This window comes from Corynebacterium sp. HMSC034B08 (assembly GCF_001835805.1).
GTDB classification, from domain to species: Bacteria; Actinomycetota; Actinomycetes; order Mycobacteriales; family Mycobacteriaceae; genus Corynebacterium; species Corynebacterium coyleae.
Genome location: NZ_KV825942.1, coordinates 1 through 25,453, shown reverse-complemented (window position 1 = coordinate 25,453; position 25,453 = coordinate 1). Strand labels below are relative to the sequence as shown.

Annotated in this window: 18 protein-coding genes and 1 tRNA gene; 12 read left to right on the top strand and 7 right to left on the bottom strand. The window is 58.8% G+C overall.

What is annotated here, in order from left to right; genetic code table 11:
* The 3 genes from HMPREF2656_RS04535 to uvrB form a co-directional block, all read right to left on the bottom strand.
* Positions 1-397 (bottom strand): universal stress protein (locus HMPREF2656_RS04535; RefSeq protein WP_070815980.1); only part of this gene is annotated, 397 nt, incomplete at its 3' end.
* A 60-nt stretch (positions 398-457) separates the two neighbouring features.
* Positions 458-916, bottom strand: coding sequence for a universal stress protein (locus tag HMPREF2656_RS04530; RefSeq protein ID WP_070422923.1), 459 nt, complete (start codon positions 914-916; stop codon positions 458-460).
* Between the two features lie 18 nt (positions 917-934).
* Positions 935-3,034, bottom strand: coding sequence for an excinuclease ABC subunit UvrB (uvrB, locus tag HMPREF2656_RS04525; RefSeq protein ID WP_070815979.1), 2,100 nt, complete (start codon positions 3,032-3,034; stop codon positions 935-937).
* A gap of 142 nt (positions 3,035-3,176) precedes the next feature.
* On the opposite strand from uvrB, the gene HMPREF2656_RS04520 reads away from it, so the two are divergent.
* The 5 genes from HMPREF2656_RS04520 to HMPREF2656_RS04500 are packed head-to-tail and all read left to right on the top strand — an operon-like array spanning position 3,177 to position 10,100.
* A complete protein-coding gene (locus HMPREF2656_RS04520; RefSeq protein ID WP_070614224.1) occupies positions 3,177-4,727 on the top strand; it encodes an ABC transporter substrate-binding protein in 1,551 nt (516 codons plus the stop codon).
* Between the two features lie 6 nt (positions 4,728-4,733).
* Positions 4,734-5,681, top strand: a complete 948-nt coding sequence (locus HMPREF2656_RS04515; protein ID WP_070422926.1) for an ABC transporter permease — start codon at positions 4,734-4,736, stop codon at positions 5,679-5,681.
* Positions 5,681-6,670 (top strand): ABC transporter permease, encoded by a 990-nt coding sequence (locus tag HMPREF2656_RS04510; protein WP_070422927.1) that lies wholly within the window; start codon positions 5,681-5,683, stop codon positions 6,668-6,670. The genes HMPREF2656_RS04515 and HMPREF2656_RS04510 overlap by 1 nt, the downstream gene beginning before the upstream one ends.
* Before the next feature lie 19 nt (positions 6,671-6,689).
* The gene (locus HMPREF2656_RS04505) at positions 6,690-8,339 is read left to right on the top strand and encodes an ABC transporter ATP-binding protein (RefSeq protein WP_070422928.1); all 1,650 of its coding nucleotides are present in this window, start codon (positions 6,690-6,692) and stop codon (positions 8,337-8,339) included.
* A 24-nt stretch (positions 8,340-8,363) separates the two neighbouring features.
* A complete protein-coding gene (locus HMPREF2656_RS04500) occupies positions 8,364-10,100 on the top strand; it encodes a choline/carnitine O-acyltransferase (RefSeq protein WP_083319440.1) in 1,737 nt (578 codons plus the stop codon).
* Positions 10,101-10,106: 6 nt separating this feature from the next.
* Here the strand turns inward: HMPREF2656_RS04500 and HMPREF2656_RS04495 are convergent, their stop codons facing one another.
* From HMPREF2656_RS04495 to rpsA, 3 genes are all read right to left on the bottom strand, one after another.
* On the bottom strand, positions 10,107-10,460 hold the full coding sequence (locus tag HMPREF2656_RS04495) for a DUF4259 domain-containing protein (protein ID WP_070483611.1): 354 nt from the start codon (positions 10,458-10,460) through the stop codon (positions 10,107-10,109).
* A 77-nt stretch (positions 10,461-10,537) separates the two neighbouring features.
* A complete protein-coding gene (gene coaE / locus HMPREF2656_RS04490) occupies positions 10,538-11,131 on the bottom strand; it encodes a dephospho-CoA kinase (RefSeq protein WP_070771736.1) in 594 nt (197 codons plus the stop codon).
* Positions 11,132-11,231: 100 nt separating this feature from the next.
* Complete coding sequence (gene rpsA, locus HMPREF2656_RS04485; protein WP_070422931.1) at positions 11,232-12,695, bottom strand: 30S ribosomal protein S1; 1,464 nt, start codon at positions 12,693-12,695, stop codon at positions 11,232-11,234.
* A 290-nt stretch (positions 12,696-12,985) separates the two neighbouring features.
* Between rpsA and HMPREF2656_RS04480 the strand changes: the two genes are divergently transcribed.
* Positions 12,986-14,218, top strand: a complete 1,233-nt coding sequence (locus tag HMPREF2656_RS04480) for a YkvI family membrane protein (protein WP_070449996.1) — start codon at positions 12,986-12,988, stop codon at positions 14,216-14,218.
* Positions 14,219-14,653: 435 nt separating this feature from the next.
* Here HMPREF2656_RS04480 and polA read toward each other — a convergent pair whose 3' ends face one another.
* Positions 14,654-17,257: a DNA polymerase I gene (gene polA / locus HMPREF2656_RS04475; protein WP_070815989.1), complete on the bottom strand. Its 2,604-nt coding sequence runs from the start codon at positions 17,255-17,257 to the stop codon at positions 14,654-14,656.
* A gap of 152 nt (positions 17,258-17,409) precedes the next feature.
* On the opposite strand from polA, the gene HMPREF2656_RS04470 reads away from it, so the two are divergent.
* The 6 genes from HMPREF2656_RS04470 (at position 17,410) to HMPREF2656_RS04445 (ending at position 25,343) form a co-directional block, all read left to right on the top strand.
* Positions 17,410-17,486 (top strand) — tRNA-Leu (locus HMPREF2656_RS04470).
* A 311-nt stretch (positions 17,487-17,797) separates the two neighbouring features.
* Complete coding sequence (locus tag HMPREF2656_RS04465) at positions 17,798-19,807, top strand: site-specific DNA-methyltransferase (RefSeq protein WP_070815978.1); 2,010 nt, start codon at positions 17,798-17,800, stop codon at positions 19,805-19,807.
* Between the two features lie 2 nt (positions 19,808-19,809).
* Positions 19,810-22,398 carry a DEAD/DEAH box helicase gene (locus HMPREF2656_RS04460; protein WP_070815977.1) on the top strand — a complete coding sequence of 863 codons (2,589 nt, stop codon included), beginning with the start codon at positions 19,810-19,812 and terminating at the stop codon, positions 22,396-22,398.
* 20 nt (positions 22,399-22,418) lie between these two features.
* Positions 22,419-23,327: a TIR domain-containing protein gene (locus HMPREF2656_RS12770; protein ID WP_210400961.1), complete on the top strand. Its 909-nt coding sequence runs from the start codon at positions 22,419-22,421 to the stop codon at positions 23,325-23,327.
* Positions 23,327-23,812 (top strand): hypothetical protein, encoded by a 486-nt coding sequence (locus HMPREF2656_RS04450; RefSeq protein WP_070815976.1) that lies wholly within the window; start codon positions 23,327-23,329, stop codon positions 23,810-23,812. The genes HMPREF2656_RS12770 and HMPREF2656_RS04450 overlap by 1 nt, the downstream gene beginning before the upstream one ends.
* Positions 23,813-24,095: 283 nt before the next feature.
* Positions 24,096-25,343 carry a hypothetical protein gene (locus HMPREF2656_RS04445; protein ID WP_141761010.1) on the top strand — a complete coding sequence of 416 codons (1,248 nt, stop codon included), beginning with the start codon at positions 24,096-24,098 and terminating at the stop codon, positions 25,341-25,343.
* Positions 25,344-25,453: the final 110 nt, after the last annotated feature.

Sequence of the window (25,453 nt, the reverse complement as noted above, 5' to 3'; positions counted from 1 at the left end):
CATCAGCCGGCACCGAACCGAGCAGACGGCCGGTCAGCGAGTTGATGCCACGGTTACCGACGATGAGCAGGTCAGCGTTGTTGTCGTTGACGATCGCCATGAGCGCCTCAACCGGGGTACCCGGACGGGTCGCGGTCTGGACGTCGGGTGCACCGAAGGAACGTGCGTGCTCAGCGGCACCCTCAAGGTTCTCTAGAGCCTTCTGGTCACCGAGGATGGTCACGGAGTCCTGGCGCAGGGCCTTGGCAGCCTCATCCTCGTTCTCGTAGTAGGCGGTGCCGATAACGAGGGTGGAGCCGAATGCAGCAGCCAACTTAGCGGCACGCTCTACGGCCAGGAGGGACGACTTGGACCCGTCGGAGCCAACAACAATGGTCTTGTACGGGGAATCGGCCATGTGGAAATCACCTTTCAAGATTACGGCGCGGATATCGGGGACATTCTACCCACGAAGGATTTAATTGTGTCCCTCAGACCGGGTATCGACGAGCATGACATCCACCGGCGCCTTCTTCGCCACGTTGCCCGGGATATTGCCGAAGATCCGGCCCGCCATGGAACGCATGCCCTTGTTACCTACAACGAGCAGATCAACGTCATATTCCTGCACCGATTCCACCAGCACGGTCGCGGGTTGGCCGCCTGAGGAGACCAGGTTGATTTCCTTCGCCTGCTCCTCTTCAGCAATCTTCTTTGCCTCAGCCAAAATGTTGCGCGCGTTCGTCTCCGTCACGATGTCGACACGGCTGAGCTCCGCGTTGGTGGAGTTCAGCATCGACCCAGACGCCGTGTAGTGCGCGCAGATAATCGTGAGTTTCGCGTCGTACACGCGTGCAAGGCTTGCGGCGGCACGCACGGCGACCATGGAAGTCGGTGAACCGTCAGTACCGACGGCGATAGAAGTGTAGGTGTGCATGAGGATTCTGTCCTTTCGCTAATTTCCTGTGTCTTTAATACCACGCAGTTCGCGTTTGAGGTCAGCGATCTCATCCCTGAGGCGTCCCGCCAGCTCAAACTTCAGTTCCCGAGCGGCGTCGCGCATCTGGACGGTGAGGTCGTCGATAAGCTTTTGCACCTCGTCAGAGGCCATGTTCGCCAGATCTGGCTTCTCCGCGACAGCGGTGTCTGAACTCAGCGACGCTGGCGCGTCCGCATCCGCGTTCTCGTAGACCTGATCCAAAATGTCGGCGATAGCCTTGCGCAGTGGCTGCGGGTCGATGCCGTGTTCCTTGTTATATGCGATTTGTTTTTCGCGGCGACGCTCGGTCTCGTCGATTGCTTCCTGCATCGATTCGGTGATCTGGTCCGCGTACATGATGACCTCGCCGGAGACGTTTCGGGCTGCACGACCGATCGTCTGGATGAGCGACTTCGTCGACCGCAGGAAACCTTCCTTATCGGCGTCGAGGATGGCGACGAGCGAAACTTCAGGCAGGTCGAGGCCCTCACGCAGGAGGTTAATGCCGACCAAGACGTCGAACTCGCCAAGGCGCAGCTGGCGTAGCAGTTCGACACGCTGCAGGGTATCAATGTCCGAGTGCAGGTAGCGGACCTTGATGCCGTTATCCAGCAGGTAATCGGTGAGATCCTCGGCCATGCGCTTTGTCAGTGTGGTCACAAGCACGCGTTCGTTTTTGTCCGTGCGGCCGCGGATTTCGTCGATAAGGTCATCGATCTGTCCCTTCGTCGGCTTCACGGTGACCTTCGGGTCTACCAGGCCAGTCGGGCGGATGACCTGCTCGACGAACTCGCCTTGCGCTGCCTCAAGCTCGTAGTCGCCCGGGGTCGCGGACATGTAGACCGTCTGGCCGACGCGCGCTTCGAACTCATCAAACGTCAGCGGGCGGTTATCCACCGCGGACGGCAAACGGAACCCGAACTCCACCAGGTTGCGCTTTCGCGACATATCACCCTCGAACATGCCACCGATCTGTGGGACGGTGACGTGCGACTCGTCGATAATGGTGAGGAAGTCTTCCGGGAAGTAGTCGATCAGTGTCGCCGGCGCAGAGCCCGCGGGGCGACCATCCATGTGGCGCGAGTAGTTCTCAATGCCGGAGCAGAACCCGACCTGCTGGATCATCTCCAGGTCATACTCAGTGCGCATACGCAGGCGCTGAGCCTCCAACAACTTTCCTTTGTTCTCCAACTCCTCGAGGCGGTCTGCAAGCTCTTCTTTAATCGCCTCGATCGCCTTTTCCATGCGCTCGTCAGTGGCCACATAGTGCGTTGCCGGGAAGATCCGGACCTCGTCTTCCTGGCTGAGCACATCGCCCGTCAACGGGTGGATGTAGTAAAGCGAATCCACTTCGTCGCCAAAGAACTCCACACGCACCGCGACTTCTTCGTAGGCCGGAATAATGTCCACGGTGTCGCCTTTGACGCGGAAGGTACCGCGCTTGAAGTCGATGTCGTTGCGTTCATATTGGACGTCGACAAGCAGGCGGAGGAAGCGATCACGTTCCACCTCTTCCCCGACGCGCAGGACAACGGAGCGATCCAGGTACGACTGCGGGGTACCCAAGCCATAGATGCAGGACACCGAGGACACCACGACGACGTCGCGGCGCGACAACAATGCGGAGGTTGCGGAGTGACGGAGGCGCTCGACGTCGTCGTTAATGGACGAATCCTTTTCAATGTAGGTATCCGTCTGCGCGATGTAGGCCTCCGGTTGGTAGTAGTCGTAGTACGACACGAAGTACTCCACCGCATTGTTCGGCAGCAGTTGGCGAAGCTCGTTGGCCAACTGCGCAGCCAACGTCTTGTTCGGCGCCATCACAAGGGTGGGGCGCTGTTGCTTTTCGATCAGCCATGCCGCAGTTGCGGACTTACCGGTACCGGTCGCACCCAGTAGCACGACATCGCGCTCGCCGCGGTTGAGGCGTTCATCCAACTCGGCAATGGCGCGCGGCTGGTCGCCAGAGGGTTGGAACTCTGACACCACCTCGAATGGTTTTTCGCGCCGCTCAATCTCACCGACAGGGCGAAACTCGGACTGCGCGAGGACTGGATGTTCAGCAGCAAAAGCCATGCTCGCCAGTGTATCGACGAAACCAAAAACTGGATCTATAAGTAAATCTGCTTGCAGGCAATCACTAAAGACAATACCTTTGTACTTATAGATTTAACAGCGCACTACCAGCGCACGTCGGAAAGTACAGGTGAAGCGTTCTATGCAGATGACTCGAAGACAGATGCTGCGGGCGACCGTGCTGGGTGGAGCGACCCTTGCCTTGGCGTCGTGTACCACCGCCCCCGTCGAGGAGATAAACACCTCTGGTCCACCTCGTCGCGGCGGCAGGCTCCGGGTGGGGCTCGTCGGAGGTTCTTCCACCGACACCGTAGATGCGCACATTCCAACGAGTGCTTCTGACGGCACGCGTTTGATCAACATGTACGACTCGCTCGTACGCTACGACTCCAACTACGACCTGCAGTACCGCCTCGCCACGGCTATTGAGCCAAACGACGACGCGACGGTGTGGACCATCACGCTGCGCGATGGTGTGCAGTTCTCAGACGGTCGACCGGTGCGCCCTGAGGACGTCATATTCTCCTACGACCGTATTCGCGATCCCGACAACCCGAAGTCCGGTGCTGCATCGATCAACCACATCGAATCGATGGAGGTCACCGGACCGAATGAGTTGCGCATCTACCTCAATGCCCCGGACGCGACGCTCATTGACAGTCTTGCCGAGTATCAAATGGGCATCGTGCCGGAGGACTACGATCCCAAGAACCCGATCGGCAGCGGCCCTTTCAAGCTTGAGCACTTCTCCCCCGGCCAGTCGACGAAGATGGTGCGCAACGAGAACTTCTGGGGAGAGACTCCCTACCTAGACAGCGTTGTCATCATCGACTTCCAGGAGGAGGACGCCATGCTCAACGCATTGCTGTCTTCCCAGGTTGACGCAATCGGCAGCCTGAACCACTCGCTTGCACGTGTGATCGATGCAGACCCGCGCTTGGACACCCTCATTTCGCAGACCGGCATGTGGTTGCCGCTGACGATGCGCGTGGACGTTGCACCGTTTGATGATGTCCGCGTGCGCCGCGCCATGCGCCTTGCCGCGGACCGCCCGCAATTGGTGGACCAGGTCTACTCCGGCGAAGGTCAAGTGGGCAACGACATGTTCAGCCCGTACGACCCCGCCTACCCGGAGGACATTCCCCAGCGTGGGCAGAATATCGAGGAGGCCAAGCGTCTTCTCGCGGAGGCGGGCTACCCGGACGGTATCGATGTCACCCTCAACGCCGCTGAAATCCAGACCGGCGCGTTACGTAGCGCCCAGGTATACGCAGAGCAGGTCCGTCCTGCTGGCATCAACGTAACTATTAACCAGGTTGATTCCTCGACATTCTTCGCCGACGGCAACTACCTGGAGTACCCGTTCGCGTTGTCGTTCTACTACACGCGAAACTTCCTCCAGCAGGTCAACCAGTGTGCAACGGCGGATTCACCGTTTAACGAGACCCACTGGGTGGACCCGGAGTTCACTGCGTTGGCCAACGAGGCCCGAACGATTGTCGACGACGAAAAACGCAGCGAAATGATCCACGAGCTGCAGCAGCGTCTCTACGACGACGGCGGCTACATCATCTGGGGCTTTGCCAACCAGATTGACGCGTACCACAAATACGTGGTGGGGCTTCAAACCCACCCCGGCGGTATGCCGCTGGGCCAGGCCATGTTCGAGCGAGTTTGGATTGCGGAGGCATAAGCACACATGGGCAAGTTCATTCTTCGCAGGCTCGGGGTGAGTGTCTTCATCCTGTTCGCTGTATCCGTCATCATTTTCTGCGCGACGTTGCTTCTGCCTGGCTCGCCGGCTACGGCAATTTTGGGCCAGCAGGCAACGCCGGAACGTATCGCGGCGCTCGAGGCAGAAATGAATCTCGACCAGCCTCCGGTCACCCGCTACTTGCTGTGGCTGGGAGGCATTTTCACCGGTGACTTGGGCACATCGACGTCCACCGGTGGCCCAGTTTCTGAACTGCTTGGCGAGCCACTGGTGAATTCGCTGGTACTCATGCTGCTCGCCGCGGCAATTTCGATCCCTGTCGGCGTGCTCCTGGGTGTGTATGCGGCGTGGTGGCGCGGTTACAAGCGCGATTCGGCGATCACCTGGGTGACGTTGATTCTCGCTGCGCTGCCGGAGTTCGTCATCGGTATCGCACTGGTCACGTTGTTCGCTACCTCGGTGTTCCAAATTTTGCCGGCAGTGACCATGTCACCTCCGGGCAGTCGTGTGTGGGAGTTCCCAATGCAGCTGGTGTTGCCAACCTTGACTCTCGCGTTCGTCGTCACGCCTTATGTGGCGCGTATGACTCGCGCAACGATGATCGAGGCACTGGAATCGGGCTACGTCGAGATGGCGCGACTGAAAGGCGTGCCCGAGCGTCGCGTGGTGTTCCGTCATGCGCTGCCCCACGCGGTCGGGCCCATTGCACAGGTCGTCGCAATCCAGCTCGCGTGGCTGGCTGGCGGCATTGTGGTCGTCGAGTATCTGTTCCGCTACCCCGGCCTCGGCGTCGCGCTCATCGATGCGGTGAACTACCGCGACGTACAAGTTGTTCAGGCTGTCTCACTGCTGATCGCCGCGGTATATGTCGTGGTCAACCTACTGGCGGATCTTGTCAGCATTGCGGCTAACCCGAAGTTGAGGAGTAACTGATGTCTGCACCAGTACACCCCCAAGAACCAGGGAAAACCCCGAAACCCGTGGTCGACGATTCTGAACTGAAAACGTCGGTGTCCAAGCCGGAACCATTGCTGTCCCGAATTTGGGCACAGTCCGAAGGCAAGGTCGGACTCGTCTTGACGGGGCTTGTCATCGCGTTGGCGGTCGTCGGGTATTTCTTCGCCGAGCAGATCACCGGTCGCAGCACAACGGAGTTCATCGGCCTGCCATTTACGGACATCGGAGTGTTTGGCACCGATAACCTTGGCCGTTCGGTGCTGTCTCGCTTCGTTGCCGGTGGCCTCATCCTGTTGGTGACCGCGTTTTTGGCCACGGTCCTCGGCATGGTTGTCGGCACCATCATCGGCATGATTGCGGGATACGCAGGTGGCAAAGTCGATTCGGTGCTGATGCGGCTCAACGACGTGATTTTGGCGTTCCCACAGCTAATTTTTGCCATGTTGGCCATCGTTATTTTTGGCCCCTCAGCAACCGTGCTCGTCCTGGTCATTGGTTTGACGCACGCGCCTCGCATTGCCCGTGTGGCACGTGCTGCGACGATGTCCGTGACAAACGAGGACTACATCCGCGCCGCCCAGATGTATTCGGTGCCGCACTGGAGAATTCTCATCCAGGAGATCGCGCCCAACATCACCGGCCCGCTGGCTGTGGAGGCGGGTCTGCGTCTGACCTACTCCATTGGTTCGATTGCCTCGCTGTCCTTCCTTGGCCTTGGCATCCAGCCGCCGGCTGCGGACTGGGGTTTGATGATCAACGAGAACCGCATCGCACTATCGCTGCAGCCGTGGGGCGTGCTTCTGCCGGTGGCTGCGGTTGCTGTGCTGACTATCGGCACCAACATGTTGGCCGACGCCACAGCGCGCGCCACCGCAACCACTGCTACACCGCCAAAGCGCGGCCGCAACCAGACCATCGACCCGGAACGGGTGCCGAAGCACGAGCCCATCCGCCACAACGGATAGCAGCAAAGGGGAATGACGAATGACTACCGCGATATCCGCGAACCAAGACGGCAACACCAAGTCGTCAGATGATTTTGTGCTCAGCGTGAGCGACCTTCGCCTGGGCACGTTGGAAGGCGCTGAGATCCTCCACGGTGTGGACTACACGCTGAAACGGGGCGAGATTGTCTGTCTAGTCGGCGAGTCCGGCTCGGGCAAAACTACTGCCGGTTTGGCTGCTATGGGTCATCTTCGCCCGGGACTGATGCTTTTCGACGGCACCGTGACCCTCCATTCCGCAAACGGAACCGACTATGACGTCCTCAACCTCAGCGAAGCTGATCTGCGGGAACTTCGCGGCAGCCGCATCGCGTATGTGCCGCAGGATCCGGCACTGAGTTTGAACCCGACGATGCGTATCGGTGAACAGATCCGTGAAGTGCTCGACGTGCACTCCTTCGATGGCGATGCTGGTGCTCGTGTCCGCGAAGTCATGCGCGACGTGGATTTGCCGGACACCGACGAATACTTGGCCCGTTGGCCGCACCAGCTCTCTGGTGGCCAACAGCAGCGCGTCGGTATCGCAATGGCGTTCGCCATGTACCCGGACGTGCTGATTCTCGACGAGCCTACGACCGGCCTCGACGTATCCACCCAAGCCCACGTGCTGGACACCGTGCGCGAGATGACGCACAAGAACGACATCGCTTCGTTGTACATCACGCACGATCTTGCAGTGGTGGCTGAGTTGGCGGACCGTGTCGTGGTTATGCTGCGCGGTGACATCGTCGAAGAAGGCCCTGCGCAGGCGGTGCTGTACAACCCACAGCACCCGTATACTCAAAAGCTTCTCGCCGCGATTCCAGATTTGCCGGGTCGAAAGAACATCACCGGCCACGGCATCGCCTCTGCCGTCCAGGTTGAGGAGCGCGATAGCGCTGCCCCGCTGCTGCAGGTGAACAATCTGGAGATGGCCTACGGCGACAACAAGGTCCTCCACGGCATTGATCTCACGCTCGAGGAGGGTGAGTCGATTCTTCTGCTCGGCGAGTCTGGCTCCGGCAAGACAACGTTGGCTCGATCAATCGCAGGTCTCAACCCTGGCTACACCGGAGAGGTGCGCCTGCGGGGCGAACTGCTTGAGCACGGCAGCCGCGAGCGCACCGTGGATCAGCGTCAGTACGTTCAGTACATCTTCCAGTCGCCGTTTTCCTCGTTGAACCCGCGGCGCACGATCGGTGAGTCGCTGAGCGTGCCACTTGTCATGTCGGGCAAGTTGTCGCGGAAGGAGCACCGCAGGGTCGTCGAGGACGTCTTGGAAGCTGTCCAGCTCGACCGGAGTTTCTACGACCGTCGCCCGGGTGATCTGTCCGGTGGTGAGCGCCAACGCGCTGCGATTGGGCGTGCGCTCGTGAATGCTCCTGACGTGTTGGTGTGCGACGAGATCACGTCGGCTCTCGATGTGTCGGTCCAGGCATCGATCCTCGAGCTTCTTGCAGACCTTCGCGCAGAGCGCGGTCTATCGATGCTGTTTGTCACCCACAACATTGCGCTGGCACGTCACACCGCCACGCGTATTGCGGTGCTGAACAAGGGCGTTATCGTGGACGAAGGGCCAGTCGATGATGTTCTTGAGCGGCCAACGCACGAGTACACCAAGTCCTTGTTAGCAAATATCCCGGAACTTTAACTCTCTTTGAAGAAAGGCTTTTAAGTGCCCATTACTCCGCACCCGTTGACGCGCGATCTGAAAGCTTTGCCAGTTCCGGATCTTTCGTCCACGCTCGAGGCTTACATTCATGCGCTTGAGGCGGTTCTCGACGAGACCGAGCTTGCAGAAGCGAAGGCGATCGTCGCTGACTTCGCGCAGTCGCAAGCCCCGCGTCTCGACGAGGCACTGCGGCAGCGCGCAGCAACCCGTGAGGCCGAAGGCACGAACTGGCTTTCCGACGAGTGGTATTCGAGCTACCTGGCAACCCGTGGGCCACTGACACTGACGACGAACGTGGGTTTCCAGCTGGCGCTGCCATCTGAGGAGACTGGCTTGGACCGTGTGGTTGACGGCATCCGGCGAGCGTTGGTTGTTCACCTCCAAGCTGCGGGAGATGACTTGCCGGACTACGTGGACGCGCGCGGCAACCGCATTACCCAAGACCAGTGGTTTGTCTTTGGCGGAGGGCTGCGCCACCCGAGTGCCGGTGTGGATGAGATCATCGTCGCCACCGCAGGCACTGCCAACCGCGAGATCGGCGTGTTTGTCGATGGGCACCTTTACGCAGTACCCGTGACCGACGAGGCTGGCGAGCCGATTGCAGCTCCGAACCTGCGAAACGCGCTTGAGACGGTTCTGGACGCCCCGCGCAAGCAGAGCGTGGACTTCAACGCGGCATCGCTGCTCGGCTCCGAAACGCTTGCAGAAGTACTGCCGGACATGTTGGCACAGGGCGACAACGGCGATGTGTACAAACGTCTGCAGGAGTTCCTCTTCACCGTCGACCTGATCGACTACGGAGTAACCACACACGCTTCCGACGAGGAGCGGATCAACGAACTGACCTTCCTCCCCCGTGGTGCATGGACGTACAAGCCGCTGAGCTACCAGTTCAGCCTGACAGATCCCTGGAGTGCAGTGCACGTTGAGCACTCGTGCCAGGACGGCGGAACCCTCGTTACCGCGATCACGCGCATGCAAGAAGCGGAGATCGGTGTCGGCGCAGATTTCGTCGCAAAGCCGCAGGAACTGCGCTGGGATCTCGATAACGCGCTCACCACGCGCATCGAGAAGAGCGTTGCCGAGGTTGCGGACGCGGCGGAGAAATTGCGTACCCGCATCGTGCACGTGCCGTTTGACCAGCCTGCGGACCTGCCGTTGAAGTTCAGCCGCGATGCTTCAGCGCAGTTAATGATGACTATCGCGCAGCAACTGACCTACGGCCGAGTACGCGCGGCATATGAGGCCGTTGACATGCGTGAGTTCCGTGCCGGACGCACGGAGTGCTTGCGCGCCGCCACACCCGAGGCTGCTGCTTTTGCGCGAGCGCTTGTGGAGGGTACGGCTGAACAGGCTGGCCTCGAGGCCGCTATTAACGCGCATCGGGCATGGGTGAAGCGGTGCAAGTCTGGCAACGGCTTCGACCGACATATCCAGATGATGGCGACTATCGACGACACTCACGCATTCTTCAACGACACGCGTGTAACCGCTGCTCGTCGCGATTTCTTATCCACGACCTCGATCGGCGGCGCTGCTCAGATCGTTCGCTACTGCTTCGCACCGGCGTTGCCAGAAGGGTTCGGCATCGCGTATACCCCGCTGCACGACGATACGGAGTATTGCGTCTCCTGGAACGCAGCGACTGCCGAACAGCCGGAAGAGTTCCTGGCCAACCTGACAAAGGCCGGCGAGTTGCTCTGGCAGTTCTGCGCTACGTTGAGCACAAACGCTGAGTAAGGACAGTCAGACGGCGTACTTTCGCACTTCGGCAAGCCACTGGTCAAGTTCGCCTGCGTCCTCCCACATGGAGTAGAGCTCCGAGCCACCTGGTCGAAGAATCGAACGGGCGCGCCGTCTGATCCACTGCCGATCGTCGAATGTGAACGGCGAATCGACGCCGGCACCACTATGTCGCTCGGGGAGATGTCCGTTAAGCATGGCAGCAAGCGCGATGACGGATGCAGCCTCATCAGTTCCCAGCGACCCAAGCCCACAATCGAAACGGAATTGGGCAATGTCGAATGTGCCGTTGACCACTGCGTCAACCGCTTCGATTGCGGGGTCGTTATCAAACGGCCCTGTATCCCAAGTTCCCATACCGCGTCACGCTAAAAGGCGTAGGTAAATCAATGATTGCCATAGAGTGAATTTCTGCGGTATTTCCAGTGAGAAACTCACGCGTCAATCATCCGTACGACCTTTTCTACCTGTGCTGCAAGTGCCTCGAGCGGCCCGTTGTTATCCACAACGATGTCGGCTGCCGCCCGTCGGGTGTCGTCGTCAACCTGCTGCGCGATGCGCGCCCGCGCGTCCGCTTCAGTGAGCCCCCGCTTGTCGACGAGCCTGCGTACCCGCTCGTCCACATCAACATCGACGACGACCGTCATGTCCATGTCGTGGTGTAGGCCGAGATCCACAAGCAACGGCATGTCGTAAATCACCGCGCGAGCGCCTGCCTTCTCTGCCTCATCGAATCGCCGGTTGGATTCAGCGCGGATGGCCGGGTGCGTTAAAGCGTTCAATTTCTCCGTTTGCTCCGTCGAAGAGAAAGCGCGTTTCGCCAGCTCTGCGCGGTTTAAGGCGCCGGTGTCGTCGATAAGGTCCTCGCCAAAAACCTCCGCGACCTGTGCGAGCACCGGTGAGCCTGGTTCCATGATCTCTCGTGCGATCTGGTCGGCGTCCACTACTGGGAAGCCTTCGTCTGCCAGCATTCGTGCGACTGTGGATTTGCCGCTGCCGATTCCGCCCGTGAGTCCAACTTTCTTCATGCATGTGAAGATAGCAAAGCGCCCCGCCCACCATGACGGTGATGCGGGGCGCTGACGCTGATTGCTTAAAGGCAATCCCTAAGCACGAACTCGTCGTGGCTTAGTTGCCAGCAAGCTTGTCGCGCAGAGCAGCGAGCTGCTCGTCGGAAGCCAGCGAGCCGATGTTCTCCTCAGCCTGGTCAGCTGCCGGAGCTGCAGCTGCAGACTCAGAGGAGTAATTGGCCTGATCGCCAGCCTGCTCTGCAGCCTCGGCTGCAGCGGCGCGGTGACGCTCGATCTGGGCAGCGTGTGCCTGGTGGCGACGCTCTGCCTCGGCGTAACGAGCCTCCCACTGCTGGCGAGCCTCGTCGTAGCCTTCCATCCACTCGTTGGTCTCCGGGTCGAAGCCCTCCGGGAAGATGTAGTTGCCCTGCTCGTCGTAGGAGTCGGCCATGCCGTAGCGGGACGGATCGAACTCTTCGACGAAGTCCTCGTCAGCCTGCTTGAGCGACAGGGAGATACGACGACGGTCCAGGTCGATGTCGATGACCTTGACCATGACCTCTTCGTTGACGTTGACAACCTGGTCCGGAACCTCGACGTGGCGCTGAGCCAGCTCGGAGATGTGGACGAGGCCCTCGATGCCCTCTTCGACGCGGACAAACGCACCGAACGGAACCAGCTTGGTGACCTTGCCCGGGACGATCTGGCCCACAGCGTGGGTGCGGGCGAAGACACGCCACGGATCCTCCTGTGTCGCCTTCAGCGACAGGGAGACGCGCTCGCGGTCGAGATCGACGTCGAGCACCTCGACAGTGACCTCGTCGCCAACAGCGACAACCTCAGACGGGTGGTCGATGTGCTTCCAGGACAGCTCGGAGACGTGGACGAGGCCGTCAACGCCGCCGAGGTCAACGAATGCACCGAAGTTGACGATGGAGGACACGACGCCCTTGCGGACCTGGCCCTTCTGCAGCTGGTGCAGGAAGTCGGAGCGGACCGCAGACTGGGTCTCCTCCAGGTAAGCGCGACGGGACAGGACCACGTTGTTGCGGTGCTTGTCCAGCTCGATGATCTTTGCCTCGAGCTCCTGGCCGATGTACGGATCCAGGTCGCGAACACGACGCATTTCGACCAGCGATGCCGGCAGGAAGCCGCGCAGGCCGATATCGAGGATGAGGCCGCCCTTGACGACCTCGATGACGGTACCGGTAACCGGCTGGTCGTTGGCCTGCAGCTCCTCGATGGTGCCCCAAGCACGCTCGTACTGAGCACGCTTCTTGGACAGCATCAGGCGGCCTTCCTTGTCCTCCTTGGTCAGGACAAGCGCGTCGATCTCATCGCCGACCTCGACCACGTCCTCCGGGTCAACGTCGTGCTTGATGGAGAGCTCGCGGGTGAGGATGATGCCCTCGGTCTTGTAGCCGATGTCGAGCAGGACCTCGTCGTGGTCAACCTTGACCACGGTGCCGGTGACGATGTCACCGTCGTTGAAGTACTTGATGGTCTCGTCGACTGCGGCGAGGAATTCCTCAGGGCCACCGATGTCGTTGATGGCAACCTGGGGTGCGTTGGTAGTGCGCATAAGTAGTATGTGCTCCGAAAAAATAGGAGATCGTGATTGGACAGAAGCGTCTCTCTCAGCAGCGTAAGCGCCGAAACGCTCGCGAGTGCTGATCTCGCAGCGGGCTGGTCGCCACACCCTCCTATTACGATGGACGCCAAGCTCGCGCGTAGACACGCCCGCACGAGTGTAGACACTTTCCGCAGCTAGAGCAAATGATCTGGACCCCGGGCACTGCAACGCAGTTTATAAGCAAGGGACTACCATGACGTAAGTCCATAACTCTACAACTCAGAAAGTGTGTTCACCCTATGTGGAAACGCAGCCTTGCCGTCGCAGCATCGTTCGTCGGCATCGTCGTCGGAGCGGGTTTTGCCTCCGGCATGGAAGCACTCCAATACTTCGTCGCCTACGGCACCCAGGGCTTTTGGGGTGTAATCGTTGCTGGCGTGACCATGCTGCTAGCCGCCACCGCGTTTGTCACATTCGGGTCGTATTTCCTCGCCGACGAACACAATGAAGTCTTCTACAAGGTGGCATCGAAGCCTGCCGCGTTCCTCATGGACTGGTCTGCGGTTATCTGCATGTTCTCCGTTGGCTTCGTCATGTTTGCTGGCGCAGGCTCGAACCTGAACCAAGCATTCGACTGGCAGATTTGGGTGGGCGCGGTACTCATGCTTGCACTGATGCTTATCGTCGGCCGATTCGACGTTGACCGCGTCGCCTCTGTCATCGCTTGGGCAACTCCCCTGCTGGTGATCTTTGTGCTCATCGGCGCGATCTATTCGTTCACCCAGATCAGCGTCGACTGGTCTGAGGTGGATAACTTTGCGCGCAACGAAGTAAACCGCGCTGACGGCACCCCGTACTGGTTCTTGGGTGCACTCAACCACACGGGACTAAACGCCCTATGCGGTGTCTCGATGGCGATCGTGATGGCCGGTGATGAGTTTGACACTAAGAGCACGCGGATTGGCGGAGTCCTTGGTGGACTCATTTACGTGGCACTTCTTGCCCTTCTTGTAGCCGCGCTGCTCATGCAGGTCGAGGCAGTAAACGGCCACGACATGCCACTTTTGACCGTGCTGGATAACGTCCACCCAGTACTGGGCTTCATCATGACCTGGGTGATCTTCCTCATGGTGTTCAACACCTGTTTGGGCATGTTCTACGCGCTGGCAAAGCGACTCACCAGAAAGAACCCAGAGCGCTTCTACCCGGTCTATGCCATCGCCTGCATTGTCGGTTTTGGCCTTTCCTTCGCCGGCTTCCAGCCGCTCGTTTCCAACCTGTACCCGATCCTGGGCTACCTCGGCCTGTTCGTGATGACAGTGATGACCGTCGTCTACTTCCGCCACCGCACCCGCCTGAAAGAAGAAGGCGAGCGCCGCGCTCAAGCTGTTGAGGCCGCGCTTGACGACGACACCTCGGACGAGATTGAAGATCTCGCTGAAGACTCCAATCTCGAGGAGGATGAATTTAAAGAAGCAGTTGAAGACGCAGTCGAGGATGCCTCCGACGAGAAAACCGTCAGTGACGTGTAGGCCAATCAGGCCTCGCTAACACCCCAGCGGGGGTAGGTGTCGGGGGTAGGATTTTGGCACTTACCCCCACGTAACTAAAGGATCCAAAAAGCCGTTCACCTGTCCACATAAGCTGCGACTTATTAGACATTCCGTCACATGCTTAACAGTTACTGTGTATTGCTTGTGCGCCCGCTCAGTAGCAATTAAGGTTTTACCTGGTTCTTGAGGAATAGCCCCAGAACAGAGTGAAATCTAAGCACTGCCTGAGGCTCGGTACCTAATCGAGAACCCCGCCGCTAGGTGGTAACAAAATAGAAAGAGGAAATGGCCTGGGGGGTTGGGCCACGTCGGGGGATACGGTAACTGGGGACGCCGTACTCGAGGCGGGCATCAGATGAAGTTTTCGTGCTTCACGTGATGCCCGCCTCGTGCTTTCCCGAAACGTACTCGCGGCTAGTGCGCCGCCTCTTCCCAGTTTGCGCCAGTACCTGCAGACACCTCTAGCGGGACGAGGAGTTCGATTGCCTTGTCCATTTCGCGCTCCACGATCGCTTGGACGGCGTCTAGCTCGCCCGGGGCAACCTCGAGCACCAACTCATCGTGCACCTGCAGGAGGACACGTGATGCGTAGTCGCGCAAGGCGTCGTCGACACGAAGCATCGCAACCTTGATGATGTCCGCAGCAGTGCCCTGGATCGGGGCGTTCAGCGCCGCACGCTCGGCGTTCTCCCGCGCGATTCGGTTGTCACTTGTGAGTTCCGGCAAGTAGCGGCGGCGACCGAACACCGTCGAGGTGTAGCCGTCGCGACGCGCCTGCTCGACGACCTCATCAAGGTAGCGCTTTACCCCGCCGAATCGTTCGAAGTAGTTCTCCATAATGCCCTTCGCCTCACCGGCAGAGATCGACAACTGTTGCGACAGGCCGTAGGCAGACAAGCCGTAGACGAGGCCGTAGGACATTGCCTTGACCCGGCGACGTAGCTCTGGCGTGACCTGATCGATCGGAACATCAAACACGCGGGAGCCAACGAAGTTGTGCAGGTCCTCCCCCGCCCGGTACGCCTCGATCAGGCCCTCGTCTTGGCTGAGGTGCGCCATCACACGCATCTCAATCTGCGAGTAGTCGGCGGTAAGCAGGCATTCGTAGCCCTCGCCAACTACAAATGCAGAGCGGATCTTGCGCCCGGCCTCAGTACGCACCGGAATGTTCTGCAGGTTCGGCTCCGCCGAGCTGAGACGCCCCGTCGAGGCCACAGTCTGATTAAACGTGGTGTGGATCCGGCCATCCGGCTGCACCGTCTTAATCAAGCCTTCCACCGTGGACTTCATCTTCTGGTGCTCACGGTGCGCGAGCAGATAATCGAGGAACGGGTGCGGATTCTTCTCTGCGAGTGCTTCGATCTCAGCCGCAGCAGTCGAGTAGCCCGTTTTCGTCTTCTTCGTCTTCGGCAGCGCAAGCTTGTCAAAGAGCACGACAGAGAGCTGCTTCGGGCTAGATAGGTTCAGGTCCGGCTCGTCGACCAGCTGACGCGCCTGCTCTTCGACCTGCTCAACCTTGTGCGTCAGGTCCTTGCGCAGCCCCTCCAGAACGTCCAGATCAACGGCGATGCCAATGTGCTCCATTTCCGCGAGCACCGTGACCAGTGGCAGTTCGAGGTTCGCGTACAACTCGTAGGAGTTGATCTCGCGCAGGTCCTTGGACAACTCTGCGGCAAGCTCCAGAATCGCCGCAGCCGCATCCACGTCGCCCGAATGATCCAGCAAGCTCAGCTGATCAGAGCTGGTGCTGAGCTGGCGCTGCAGGTGACGCTGGTACACATCCTCGAGCGCATACGTGCGCTGGCCGGGACGCAGCAGATACGCCGCGATCGCAGTGTCGTGTGCGATACCGCGCAACTCGATGCCACGGCCACGCAGCATGTGATAGGCAGCCTTGGCTTCGTGCAGGAACTTCGGGTCATCCGACTCGAGCCAGGTCTTCAGCGCCTTGTCCTCATCAGCCGACAGATCGGCGGCAAGTTTCGCAATGCCGTGGCGCTGCTTATCGACGATAGCCAGCGCCGTCAGATCACCCGATCCAGGCGTCGCCGTACCGGAAAGGTACAGGGCAAGGCCTTGACCTTCATGAGACTTCAGCCAGGTGTCCAGAGACTCGTTATCAACCGTCACGTCAGCCAGCTCCACCGTCTCAGGTTCGGGTGCGCTGCCATCGGTCGGTACCGCGGCGAGCACGCGTTCGCGCAGATTCACGCCGAACTCGAGGTCGTCGAAACGCGCCGCAACCTGGGCGACATCGGCTGGCTTGAGTTCGAGATCACCCGGCGCCACGGGCAGTTCCACATCGGTGACCATTGCGGTGAGTTCGCGGTTCAATCGCACCTGGTCAATGCGTTCGCGGAAGTTGTTGGCTGCTTGCCCCTTCAACTCATCCGCATGCTCGATAAGTCCCTCGAGCGTGCCGTACTGCGTAATCCACTTGGTGGCGGTCTTCTCCCCCACTTTCGGCACATTCGGCAGGTTGTCTGACGGGTCGCCACGCAGGGCCGCGAAGTCCGGGTACTGCTCAGCCGTCAGGCCATATTTCTTCTCCACCTCCGCCGGGTTAAAGCGCGTCATCGTAGACACGCCACGCATTGGGTACAGGAGGGTCGTAGTGTCGTCCACAAGCTGGATGTAGTCGCGATCACCACTGACCAGAACAATCTCGTAGTCACCATCTGCACGAGCCTGGGTCACAAGCGTGGCGACGATATCGTCCGCCTCAAAGTTCTCCTTGCTCAAGGTCACAATGCCGAGATCCCCCAGCACGTCCTCAATCAGCGGAACCTGGCCTTTAAACTCAGGTGGAGTAGCCTCACGCTGCGCCTTGTACTCCGGGAAACGCTCCGTACGGAACGTCTTTCGGCCCACGTCGAACGCGACGGCAGCGTGCGTCGGCTTTTCGTCGGAAAGAATATTGGCAAACATGGACAAGAATCCGTACACCGCATTCGTGTGCTGCCCACCCGACGTGGAGAAGTTCTCCGCAGGCAACGCATAGAACGCGCGGAAGGCCATCGAGTGGCCGTCGATCAACAGCAAGCGCTTGGATTTTTCCGATGTTGTAGTCACGGTCAGCCAGTCTAGCGGGCGCCACGACACGACCTTCCGCACCTAATCAACCTGCGATTTCACACATCGGGGTGAACTGCGATACACTTTCGCGCGTCGCCCCAGTAGCCCAATTGGCAGAGGCAACGGATTCAAAACCCGTCCAGTGTGAGTTCGAGTCTCACCTGGGGCACCACTTAGGGAGGGGGTTGCGGAAAACTTTTACCGCAACCCCCCACTTTCGTTTTCAGCAAGAAGTGACACAACCCTCAGGTAAAACCTTTTTTCTGAACGTCAAAACCCGGGAATTCATCAGCACCAGGCCGAGCCGGAAGCAATCAATAATAGTCTGGTACTCGGTTACGAGGAATGACGCTCCCGCCTGACTAGCGATCCAAAAACATGTTCCCCTCGAGCCGAATTTTCTTCGGTATCTGTCGCTGCCCCGGCTACCATAAAGTGCGAATTATTTAACAGCCCCGACAGACGAAACGAGGCAGCGAAACGGTGGCCGGCGCGAAGCAACTACTTGAATTGACCTGGTTCAACAAGGACAAGGCGCTCATTCCCAGCGAAGAGGGACGCTACGCATACGAGTGGGTTGACCCTAAAGATCCTCGGTACTGCGAGACTCGGGCACTCGTCGTTGACGAGGTGGTCACCGGCAAGCAGTCGCCGAAGGACAAGGACACGCAATACTCGGAGCGGGCTGAACTGGACCCGACCAAGGACAATTTGCTGGTCCTTGGTGAGTCCGGCGACGTGCTTGAAGGTCTTACTCGCGTGCCTGAGTTACGCGAGAAGTACCTCGGCAAGGTGAAGTGCATCTATATTGACCCGCCGTTTAACACCGCACAAACATTCACCAACTACGAGGACAACCTCGAACACTCCGTATGGCTCACCATGATGCGTGACCGCCTCGTTCACTTACGCAAGCTTCTTAGCGACGACGGGTCGATCTGGGTTCACCTGGACGACGTGGAAAACCACCGCATGCGCGTGCTCATGGACGAGGTGTTTGGGAGCGGAAACTTTGTGGCGGAGGTGGTTTGGGAAAAGACTTATTCGCCCAGAAACGATTCGAAGGGCATCCCCGCAGTCACTGACACCATCCTGGTCTACGCCAAGTCGGGTGGGTTTGTTCCAAATCGTTTGCCGCGGAATGCCGCCATGAACGCTGTTTATAAAAATCCGGATCAGGACCCAAAGGGGCTATGGAGAAACGACAATCCGAATGCTCCTGGAGCGGCAACTCACCTGGGAATGATTTACGGTATCCAGCATCCGCTCACAGGTGAAATGATTTATCCGTCTATCGGTAACTGCTGGCGGTATTCGCAGGACAAAATGCTTGAAATCTTCTCCGGTTGGGGTCCCTATGAACGCGGAGAAATCACTGACGAAGAACTCGAAAATCAGCAACGCGTCGCGGGTTCTAGCGTGGAAGCGAGAACCGACGTCCCACCACTGGTTATGCAAGACTGGAGCAGAAACAAAGTCCATGCCCAGCAACGTTATGAGGAGGGGAACTGGCCCCAGTTTTACCCAACCAGGGGTGGTACTGGTGGGTTCGGCCGGAAGACTTATTTGGCCGACGTAGATTCGGGACGGCTTGCTACGAACTTCCTACCCAACAGTGAAGTCGGGCATACAGACACCGCGGCCAAGGAGATTCGCGCAATATTCCCGGGAACTTCAGCATTCGCTACGCCAAAACCGGAACGGTTACTAGAGCGCGTCATCCGCATCGCCACGAACCCCGGAGATGTCGTGCTCGACGTGTTCGCCGGTTCGGGAACGACCGCCGCGGTAGCCCAGAAGATGGGACGTCGCTGGGTCACCTGCGAACTCGTGGAAGACACCTTCAACCGCTTCACCCGCCCACGCCTGGAGAAGGTCGTGCATGGCGATGACCAGGGCGGAATCAGCATCCAGAAGCCAGAGCGCGTTGACGCGACCGAGGATGGTCTGCCGGAAGGTCTCTCCCCGGAGGACGCCCAGAAGTTCAACAGCGCGCTGAACAAGGTGCTCGCAGCGAACCCCGAATTGAAGACCGAAGCGGTAATCAAAGCACTCAAGACCGCGACGAAGACCAAGAACCAGAAAGGCGTCGTCAACTGGCGCGGAGGCGGTGGTTTTGCAGTCGCCCACCTTGCTCCACAATGCTTCGACTACGTCCCCGAATTGGGTCTCGTGACGCTCACCGAAGCGGCAACCGGCGCGACGCTCGTCAATTCTGTCGCAGCGAACCTCAACTTCTCACTCACCCAGGACAACCGCCATTTCGACGGCAAGCGCGGCTCGATGTTTCTCAAAGTGGTCGAAGGCCGGCTCGACAAAGACAAAACCGAAGAGCTTCTCGCACACCTCGACGACGGCGAAGGCGTCACGCTTGCCGCAACGGAGCTCGAACCGGGAATCAGGCAGTTCGCAAGGACAACGGACAAGCCGTGTCAAATTGTCCACATTCCCAACGACATCTTCACCTACTCGGAAACGCAGGAGGGCAAGTAGACATGGCACTTCCAATCGCACTTGACCAAGGACTCATCGAAAGCATTGCGACGGAGTTCCAACTGCGAAAACCCAACAAGCGTGCTCTACGCGAGCTCATCTACCACCTCACTGGTGACTTTGACCCGCTAGAGCCCATGGTCATGCACATGGCCACCGGCGCGGGCAAGACCTACCTCATGGCGGCGTTCATTGAGTATCTGTCGCGCTTCGGGGTGAAAAACGTCATGGTGGTCGTCCCGCCTTCCACAGTGTTGGAGAACAAGACGGTCCAGAACTTCACCCAGGGCTCGCGCCGCTACGTTGACGGCTTCTCTTCTGCTCCTCAGGTTGTTTCGCCTGGCAATTACGGCGCGTGGCGTGCCGGCCAGTCGGAGCTTTTCCGCAATGCCGCAGACGGTCCGATGGTCTACGTCTTCAACGTGTCGCAACTTATTGAGCCGAAGAAAGTCAACGCTCGCGCTGGCACCGAGGAGGGCATGCGCCGAAAGATTCGCGACCATCAGGAAGAGTCCGGCTCGCTCTACGACTACCTGGTCAGCCTCGATGACCTCGTGGTTATCGCAGATGAGTCCCATTTGTTCGGAACCTCCGCTAAGGCATTCAACCAGGCGCTGAAGGACCTCCGTCCCGCTGCGACGATTGGGTTGACCGCTTCGGCATCCGATACCGACCACGTCATCTTCCACTACCCGCTCTTTAGCGCCATCGAAGACGGCTATGTGAAGTCGCCGATGCTCGTCTACCGCGAGAACGGCTACCCCAAGGACTCAGCAGAAGAGAGACAACTCCTTGACGCTGTGTCGCTGTTGCGAAACAAAGAGGCGGCCTACGAGGCGTACGGTAAAGCGAACTTCCCCGGAGAATCAGGTGAGCGAAAGCGGACGAAGCCACTGCTGTTCGTCGTTTGCGAAAGCGTCGCCCACGCCGGAGACGTCACCAAGATCCTCCAAGGCCCGGGCTATTTCGGCGACCCGGAGGCTGTGCTCCAGTTCGACAACAAACACAACGATGCCGTCACCCTGCGTCGCCTAGACGAGCTCGACAGCCCAGCCTCAACGGTGCGTGCCATTGTCTCGGTTGACCGCCTCAAGGAAGGCTGGGACACCAAACGCGTCGCAGTGATGTGTGCGCTGCGCGCCATGTCATCGGACATTCTTACCCAGCAAACGATGGGCCGCGGCCTGCGTCTGCCTTTTGGTGCCCGCACTGGCGTGGCTGAGCTCGACCAGTTGGACATTTTGAGTCACAAGTCGTTCAAGTCCCTCCTCAAGGACGAGGACGTTCTGCGATCCTTCGGCCTCGGAGATGCCGCCCAGGGCGCTATCTCCGGCATGGACGTGGAAGAAAGCTTCCGCAAGGGTGAAGAACAGGTGCAGTCAAACACGGATGACCCATCGACCGAAACCCAAAGCGGGTCGGCTGCCGGCTCGACTGCGTGGCCGACAACCTCTTCAGGCGAAGCAGCGGACGGCCCGAGCGTCATTGGCAACCCGGCCGGCGAAACTACCCAGGTCACTGGAGGCAACGCCGGAGGTGTCTCATTCCGACGAGTCGGTGACAACGAGACCATGCAGCGCGCCGACTACATCCCGGCAACGGAAATTAGGGTCAATGAGCAGTTCGCCGGAAAGACCTTCCTGTTTCCATCCACGGTTATGGCGAAATCAACCACGCCATTTTTGCTCAGCCACATTGACGACGAAGACATTATCCGGGCAGCGCACCGTGTCGCCGACTCGAAGGAAGCGCTCACCCGCGAAGAAATCGTCGTGCGCAAGTCTAAGCTCGACACGAAACGCACCACCGACGCGGAAGTCGAATCGGCGCCCGTGGCGGAAGACGCTGTCACCAACGAACTCACCCAGCGCGTATTTGGCCTCGGGGTTGTCACCCAGGACACGAAGAACACGGTCACGTTTGCGCAATACGTCCTTCCAACCTTCACGGCAAACGCCGGTATCGACCACTGGACCGAGAAGGCGAAGCAGTCCGCTGTAGACGAGCTCGTTGCACTCGTAAACGAAAAGTCGCGGCAGCACGCAAGTAGCCTGCAAACCGAAACGACTATTTTTCCGGTCGAATTGCCGATTGACGAGGTTGTGACCTTGCCGTTTGGCAAAGAGGTGCTTCAGCAACTCTCTAAAGACCAACAGGCGAAGTTCAAGCCCCGCCAGTTCTACGACGGCTGGAACCGCGGACTGTTCCCCGCGGCGAGTTTCGACTCGTGGGGCGGAGAGTACCTCCTCGCGCTGTTGCTGAACTACACCTCGGACATCGTGTGGTGGAAGCGCCTCTACTCCACTGACGGCGCGTCGATCATGTACACCACCCGCGACACCTACTACCCCGACTTCGTCGCCCAGGACTCCGACGGCACGATGTGGATTATCGAGGGCAAGTCCGACAAGGGACGAGACGACGAAACGGTGCAAGCGAAACGAGCCGCGGCCCGGGTGCTCGTCCGGGAACTGCTCGGCGAAGAGGACTTCGTCGGTCAGAAGTGGGGCTACGTCATTGCCTACGAGTCGGATATTCGAGCGTCCGAATCGTGGGAAGACTTGAAGCGGAAGTCGAATACGGCACCGTAAACAACGAAAGGAAGATTTTGATGCCAAAGAAAGTTTTCTACAGTTTCCAGTATCAACCTGACAACTGGCGGGTTCATCAGGTAATTAACGCAAGGGCTATTTCCGGTGGTGCCGCTTTCATTCCGCAGGAGTGGGAGAAAGTTCGACGCCAGACTGATGCAGCCATTGAGCAATGGATTCATACGCAAATGAATTACTCCAAAGCGGTCATCGTTTTAGTCGGTGAAACCACAGCCGAAAGTCGTTGGGTCAGGTACGAAATCGAAAAGGCTTGGAATGACCGGCGACCGCTCATCGGAGTGAGAATCAACGGCCTGAAAGATTCTAATGGAAACACCCAGCGACGAGGCATCAATCCCTTCGACATCGTCACGGATCAGCATGGATTTTCACTTACTCAACACGGAGTGAAGCTTATGGACCCTGGGACTTCGTCGCTGACACCATTCAGCGACATCGAGCAAATCTTGAGAACTGGGTCGCCTGGTATGCGCGAACAAGGTTCTAGTTGTCCGTTTTGCGAGATTGCGAATCGCACCGACCCAGACGTTCGCGAAGTCTTTCGCGACGCGAGCATAGTTGCTTTTCTTCCCACAGAGCCAGCGGTTTTAGGCCACCTACTGGTGGTACCGAGAAGACATATTCCAGACATCTGGGATCTTGATGAAGAAACCGCAGAACGGGTGGCGGTGGCAACAACCGCACTTGCCAGGTTGGTCAAGGAGAGTCTCCAGCCAGATGGACTTAACATCATCCAATCCAACGGTAAAGCTGCTACACAAAGCGTATTCCACCTCCACGTTCACATAGTCCCCCGATACGAAGGAGATTCGATGGGGCCAATATGGCCAGATGAGACGGGGTACACGGAGGAGCAAAAGAATGATGTTCAATCCCTACTCCGAAGGAAAGCGAAGGAGATCCTCTGATGGACTCATCGAACCCAGAAGATAGAGAAGACCGTCGCAAGCATCTCGAATTCATCCAGGCGATCATTACGCGAATGTCATCGGCTTCTTCGAACACCAAGGCGTGGTTCCTACCCGTGGCTACCGCGGCCTTCGGTTACGCGATAGCACAGGACAGCCCGTGGGTAGCACTGCTTGGAGTCGGGGCCACGATCCTCGCTGCGTACATCGACGCAAATTATCTGCGCCAGGAAAAAGCTTATCGGGCCATGTACCGAGTGGTAGCTAAGGATGATGAACCCTTCTCTTCTTTCTGCCTACAGCCCGACGAACTTCCAGATTGCGTTCCTCAAGGTGAACGTGGTTCGTGGTCGGCTTCGAAGCCAGACTGGATCAATCGTCTTCTTCCCGGGCCAAGCGTGTGGCTTTCGTGGTCGATACTTGCTTTCTACCTCCCCATTTTTATTACCGGCGTCGTGGTTTCCGGGCTGCTCTTCTGGAAGTAACTTTCCCGTGACCGGCGCTCACACAATTTTCACGGGCCTCTTCGACCCTCGACGGAGGGTTATGATTTGGGCTGGCGTGGATTCCACTACAGCCTGACCGCCTCGCATCTCCGACTCGGCGTCCTCCGCGGGTTTCGCTTCGACAAGCACTATTGGCCTAGTCGGCAGTTCAACCGCGTACTGGAGCTGAGCCGACACACCCCCAGCAGAAGTAGAACCCACCTATTAGCAGGTACGTTCTAGTCTCCTTCCTCTGCGTCGACTCGTCATGCACACTGGCCGCATGACCACACCTCACGAACACGACGAAACCCCCAACGACCCGAAGACCGGCACCGACTTTCCCTCCGGCGACTCCGGCCAAGACAGCACCAAGGACTCCAGTGCGTCCGCAGCCGACTTCCGCAACCGTCGACTTGACGACTTCGAGGGCGAGAACCTCGACGACATCTGGCGGAAAAACGACCCGGAGGGCTACGCAGCAATGCAGAAAACCGTGCAGCCCATAGTTGAAAAGGCTTGGGCGCAGTCCCTGCGCAAACTCGACCCGGACTTCGTCACGAAAATTGCCGGGAAGCCGTTCAGCCTGCCGCCAAGCGTCTGGGAAACTTGGACGAAAGCGAACCCAACGTTCTTCTCACCTGCCCTGAGTGAGACCGTTGCCCGCCAGTTCGCATCCTTCGACACGAGTATTACCCACACGGCCGCCGAGAAGGCGAGACTCAACCTCGCCCCGTCGATGGCGAGGTGGCTCAATGCGGGAAACATTGCCGACTACGGGCCGCTCGTACCGCTCCACGAATTGCCCGACCTCAGCGACACCGCGCAGCGACAATTCGACACGCTATTCGCCTCGCTCAACGAACAACTAAAAGACCTCGCGTTCCCGCCGCACTTCCTCGACACGGTCAAGAAGCTCTCCAAGCCTTATGCGAAGACCCTGCCCTTTGCTCGTCAAGACCCCCTGCCGTTCCTCAAACGTTTCGACAACGACTTCCTCGTCCTCTACGCCTCGGTTGTCCTGTCCGCGTCCCGAGTCGAGAACCTTCTCGCAGACCTCGCCGACGTGCTCCTGCCCGACAACGAGCTCGCGGGCCGTTCATCTGAGGCTCACTCCTTCGGCGACGACCTCCGAAAGAGCATTGCGAAGAACGACATGTGCGACACCTGCGCAGCCATAGCCAAAGAACTAACAAAGCCTTTCGAGGCTAGAAATCTCTACGTCCACGCCAAGTGGAAAGTCGGCAAAGACATAGCCAGCAAAGAAGAAAAGTCCCGCCGAGCACTCGAATTCACGCTCTTTCCAGACACCGTTGTCACAAAACGCGAGCGAATGGTCAAAAACAAGATCAAAGCGCTTGTCGACCAATGGGAAAACGGCAAGAAGGACGCTTTCGACGCACTCTTCCACTCTGAGGTCGTCTCGCTAGGCCTTGTCGCAGCGCTCTCCGAAACGTTCGCCGAAGCGGGTGACGCTTTGGAACGCGAGCTGGAAGTCCATGAGCAGGCGCTCGCTGATAAGGGCAACTAGAACGGTTGATTTAAGCCAGTTCTTCTCAGTCCGCCTTCCGTTGCGTCTCGCGCTACGAGTGGTGTTTCGATACGGGGTGTGTTTTGTCAAGTTGTTTTAGGCCGTTTCGG

Excerpts from the sequence above, each read along its gene's own strand:
- uvrB (WP_070815979.1), bottom strand. The coding sequence starts at position 3,034 with ATGGCTTTTGCTGCTGAACATCCAGTCCTCGCGCAGTCCGAGTTTCGC.
- HMPREF2656_RS04505 (WP_070422928.1), top strand. The coding sequence starts at position 6,690 with ATGACTACCGCGATATCCGCGAACCAAGACGGCAACACCAAGTCGTCA.
- HMPREF2656_RS04445 (WP_141761010.1), top strand. The coding sequence starts at position 24,096 with ATGACCACACCTCACGAACACGACGAAACCCCCAACGACCCGAAGACC.
- HMPREF2656_RS04510 (WP_070422927.1), top strand. The coding sequence starts at position 5,681 with ATGTCTGCACCAGTACACCCCCAAGAACCAGGGAAAACCCCGAAACCC.
- coaE (WP_070771736.1), bottom strand. The coding sequence starts at position 11,131 with ATGAAGAAAGTTGGACTCACGGGCGGAATCGGCAGCGGCAAATCCACA.
- HMPREF2656_RS04520 (WP_070614224.1), top strand. The coding sequence starts at position 3,177 with ATGCAGATGACTCGAAGACAGATGCTGCGGGCGACCGTGCTGGGTGGA.
- rpsA (WP_070422931.1), bottom strand. The coding sequence starts at position 12,695 with ATGCGCACTACCAACGCACCCCAGGTTGCCATCAACGACATCGGTGGC.
- HMPREF2656_RS04450 (WP_070815976.1), top strand. The coding sequence starts at position 23,327 with ATGGACTCATCGAACCCAGAAGATAGAGAAGACCGTCGCAAGCATCTC.
- polA (WP_070815989.1), bottom strand. The coding sequence starts at position 17,257 with ATGGCCTTCCGCGCGTTCTATGCGTTGCCTGCGGAGAACTTCTCCACG.
- HMPREF2656_RS04460 (WP_070815977.1), top strand. The coding sequence starts at position 19,810 with ATGGCACTTCCAATCGCACTTGACCAAGGACTCATCGAAAGCATTGCG.
- HMPREF2656_RS04480 (WP_070449996.1), top strand. The coding sequence starts at position 12,986 with ATGTGGAAACGCAGCCTTGCCGTCGCAGCATCGTTCGTCGGCATCGTC.
- HMPREF2656_RS04530 (WP_070422923.1), bottom strand. The coding sequence starts at position 916 with ATGCACACCTACACTTCTATCGCCGTCGGTACTGACGGTTCACCGACT.
- HMPREF2656_RS04495 (WP_070483611.1), bottom strand. The coding sequence starts at position 10,460 with ATGGGAACTTGGGATACAGGGCCGTTTGATAACGACCCCGCAATCGAA.
- HMPREF2656_RS04515 (WP_070422926.1), top strand. The coding sequence starts at position 4,734 with ATGGGCAAGTTCATTCTTCGCAGGCTCGGGGTGAGTGTCTTCATCCTG.
- HMPREF2656_RS12770 (WP_210400961.1), top strand. The coding sequence starts at position 22,419 with ATGCCAAAGAAAGTTTTCTACAGTTTCCAGTATCAACCTGACAACTGG.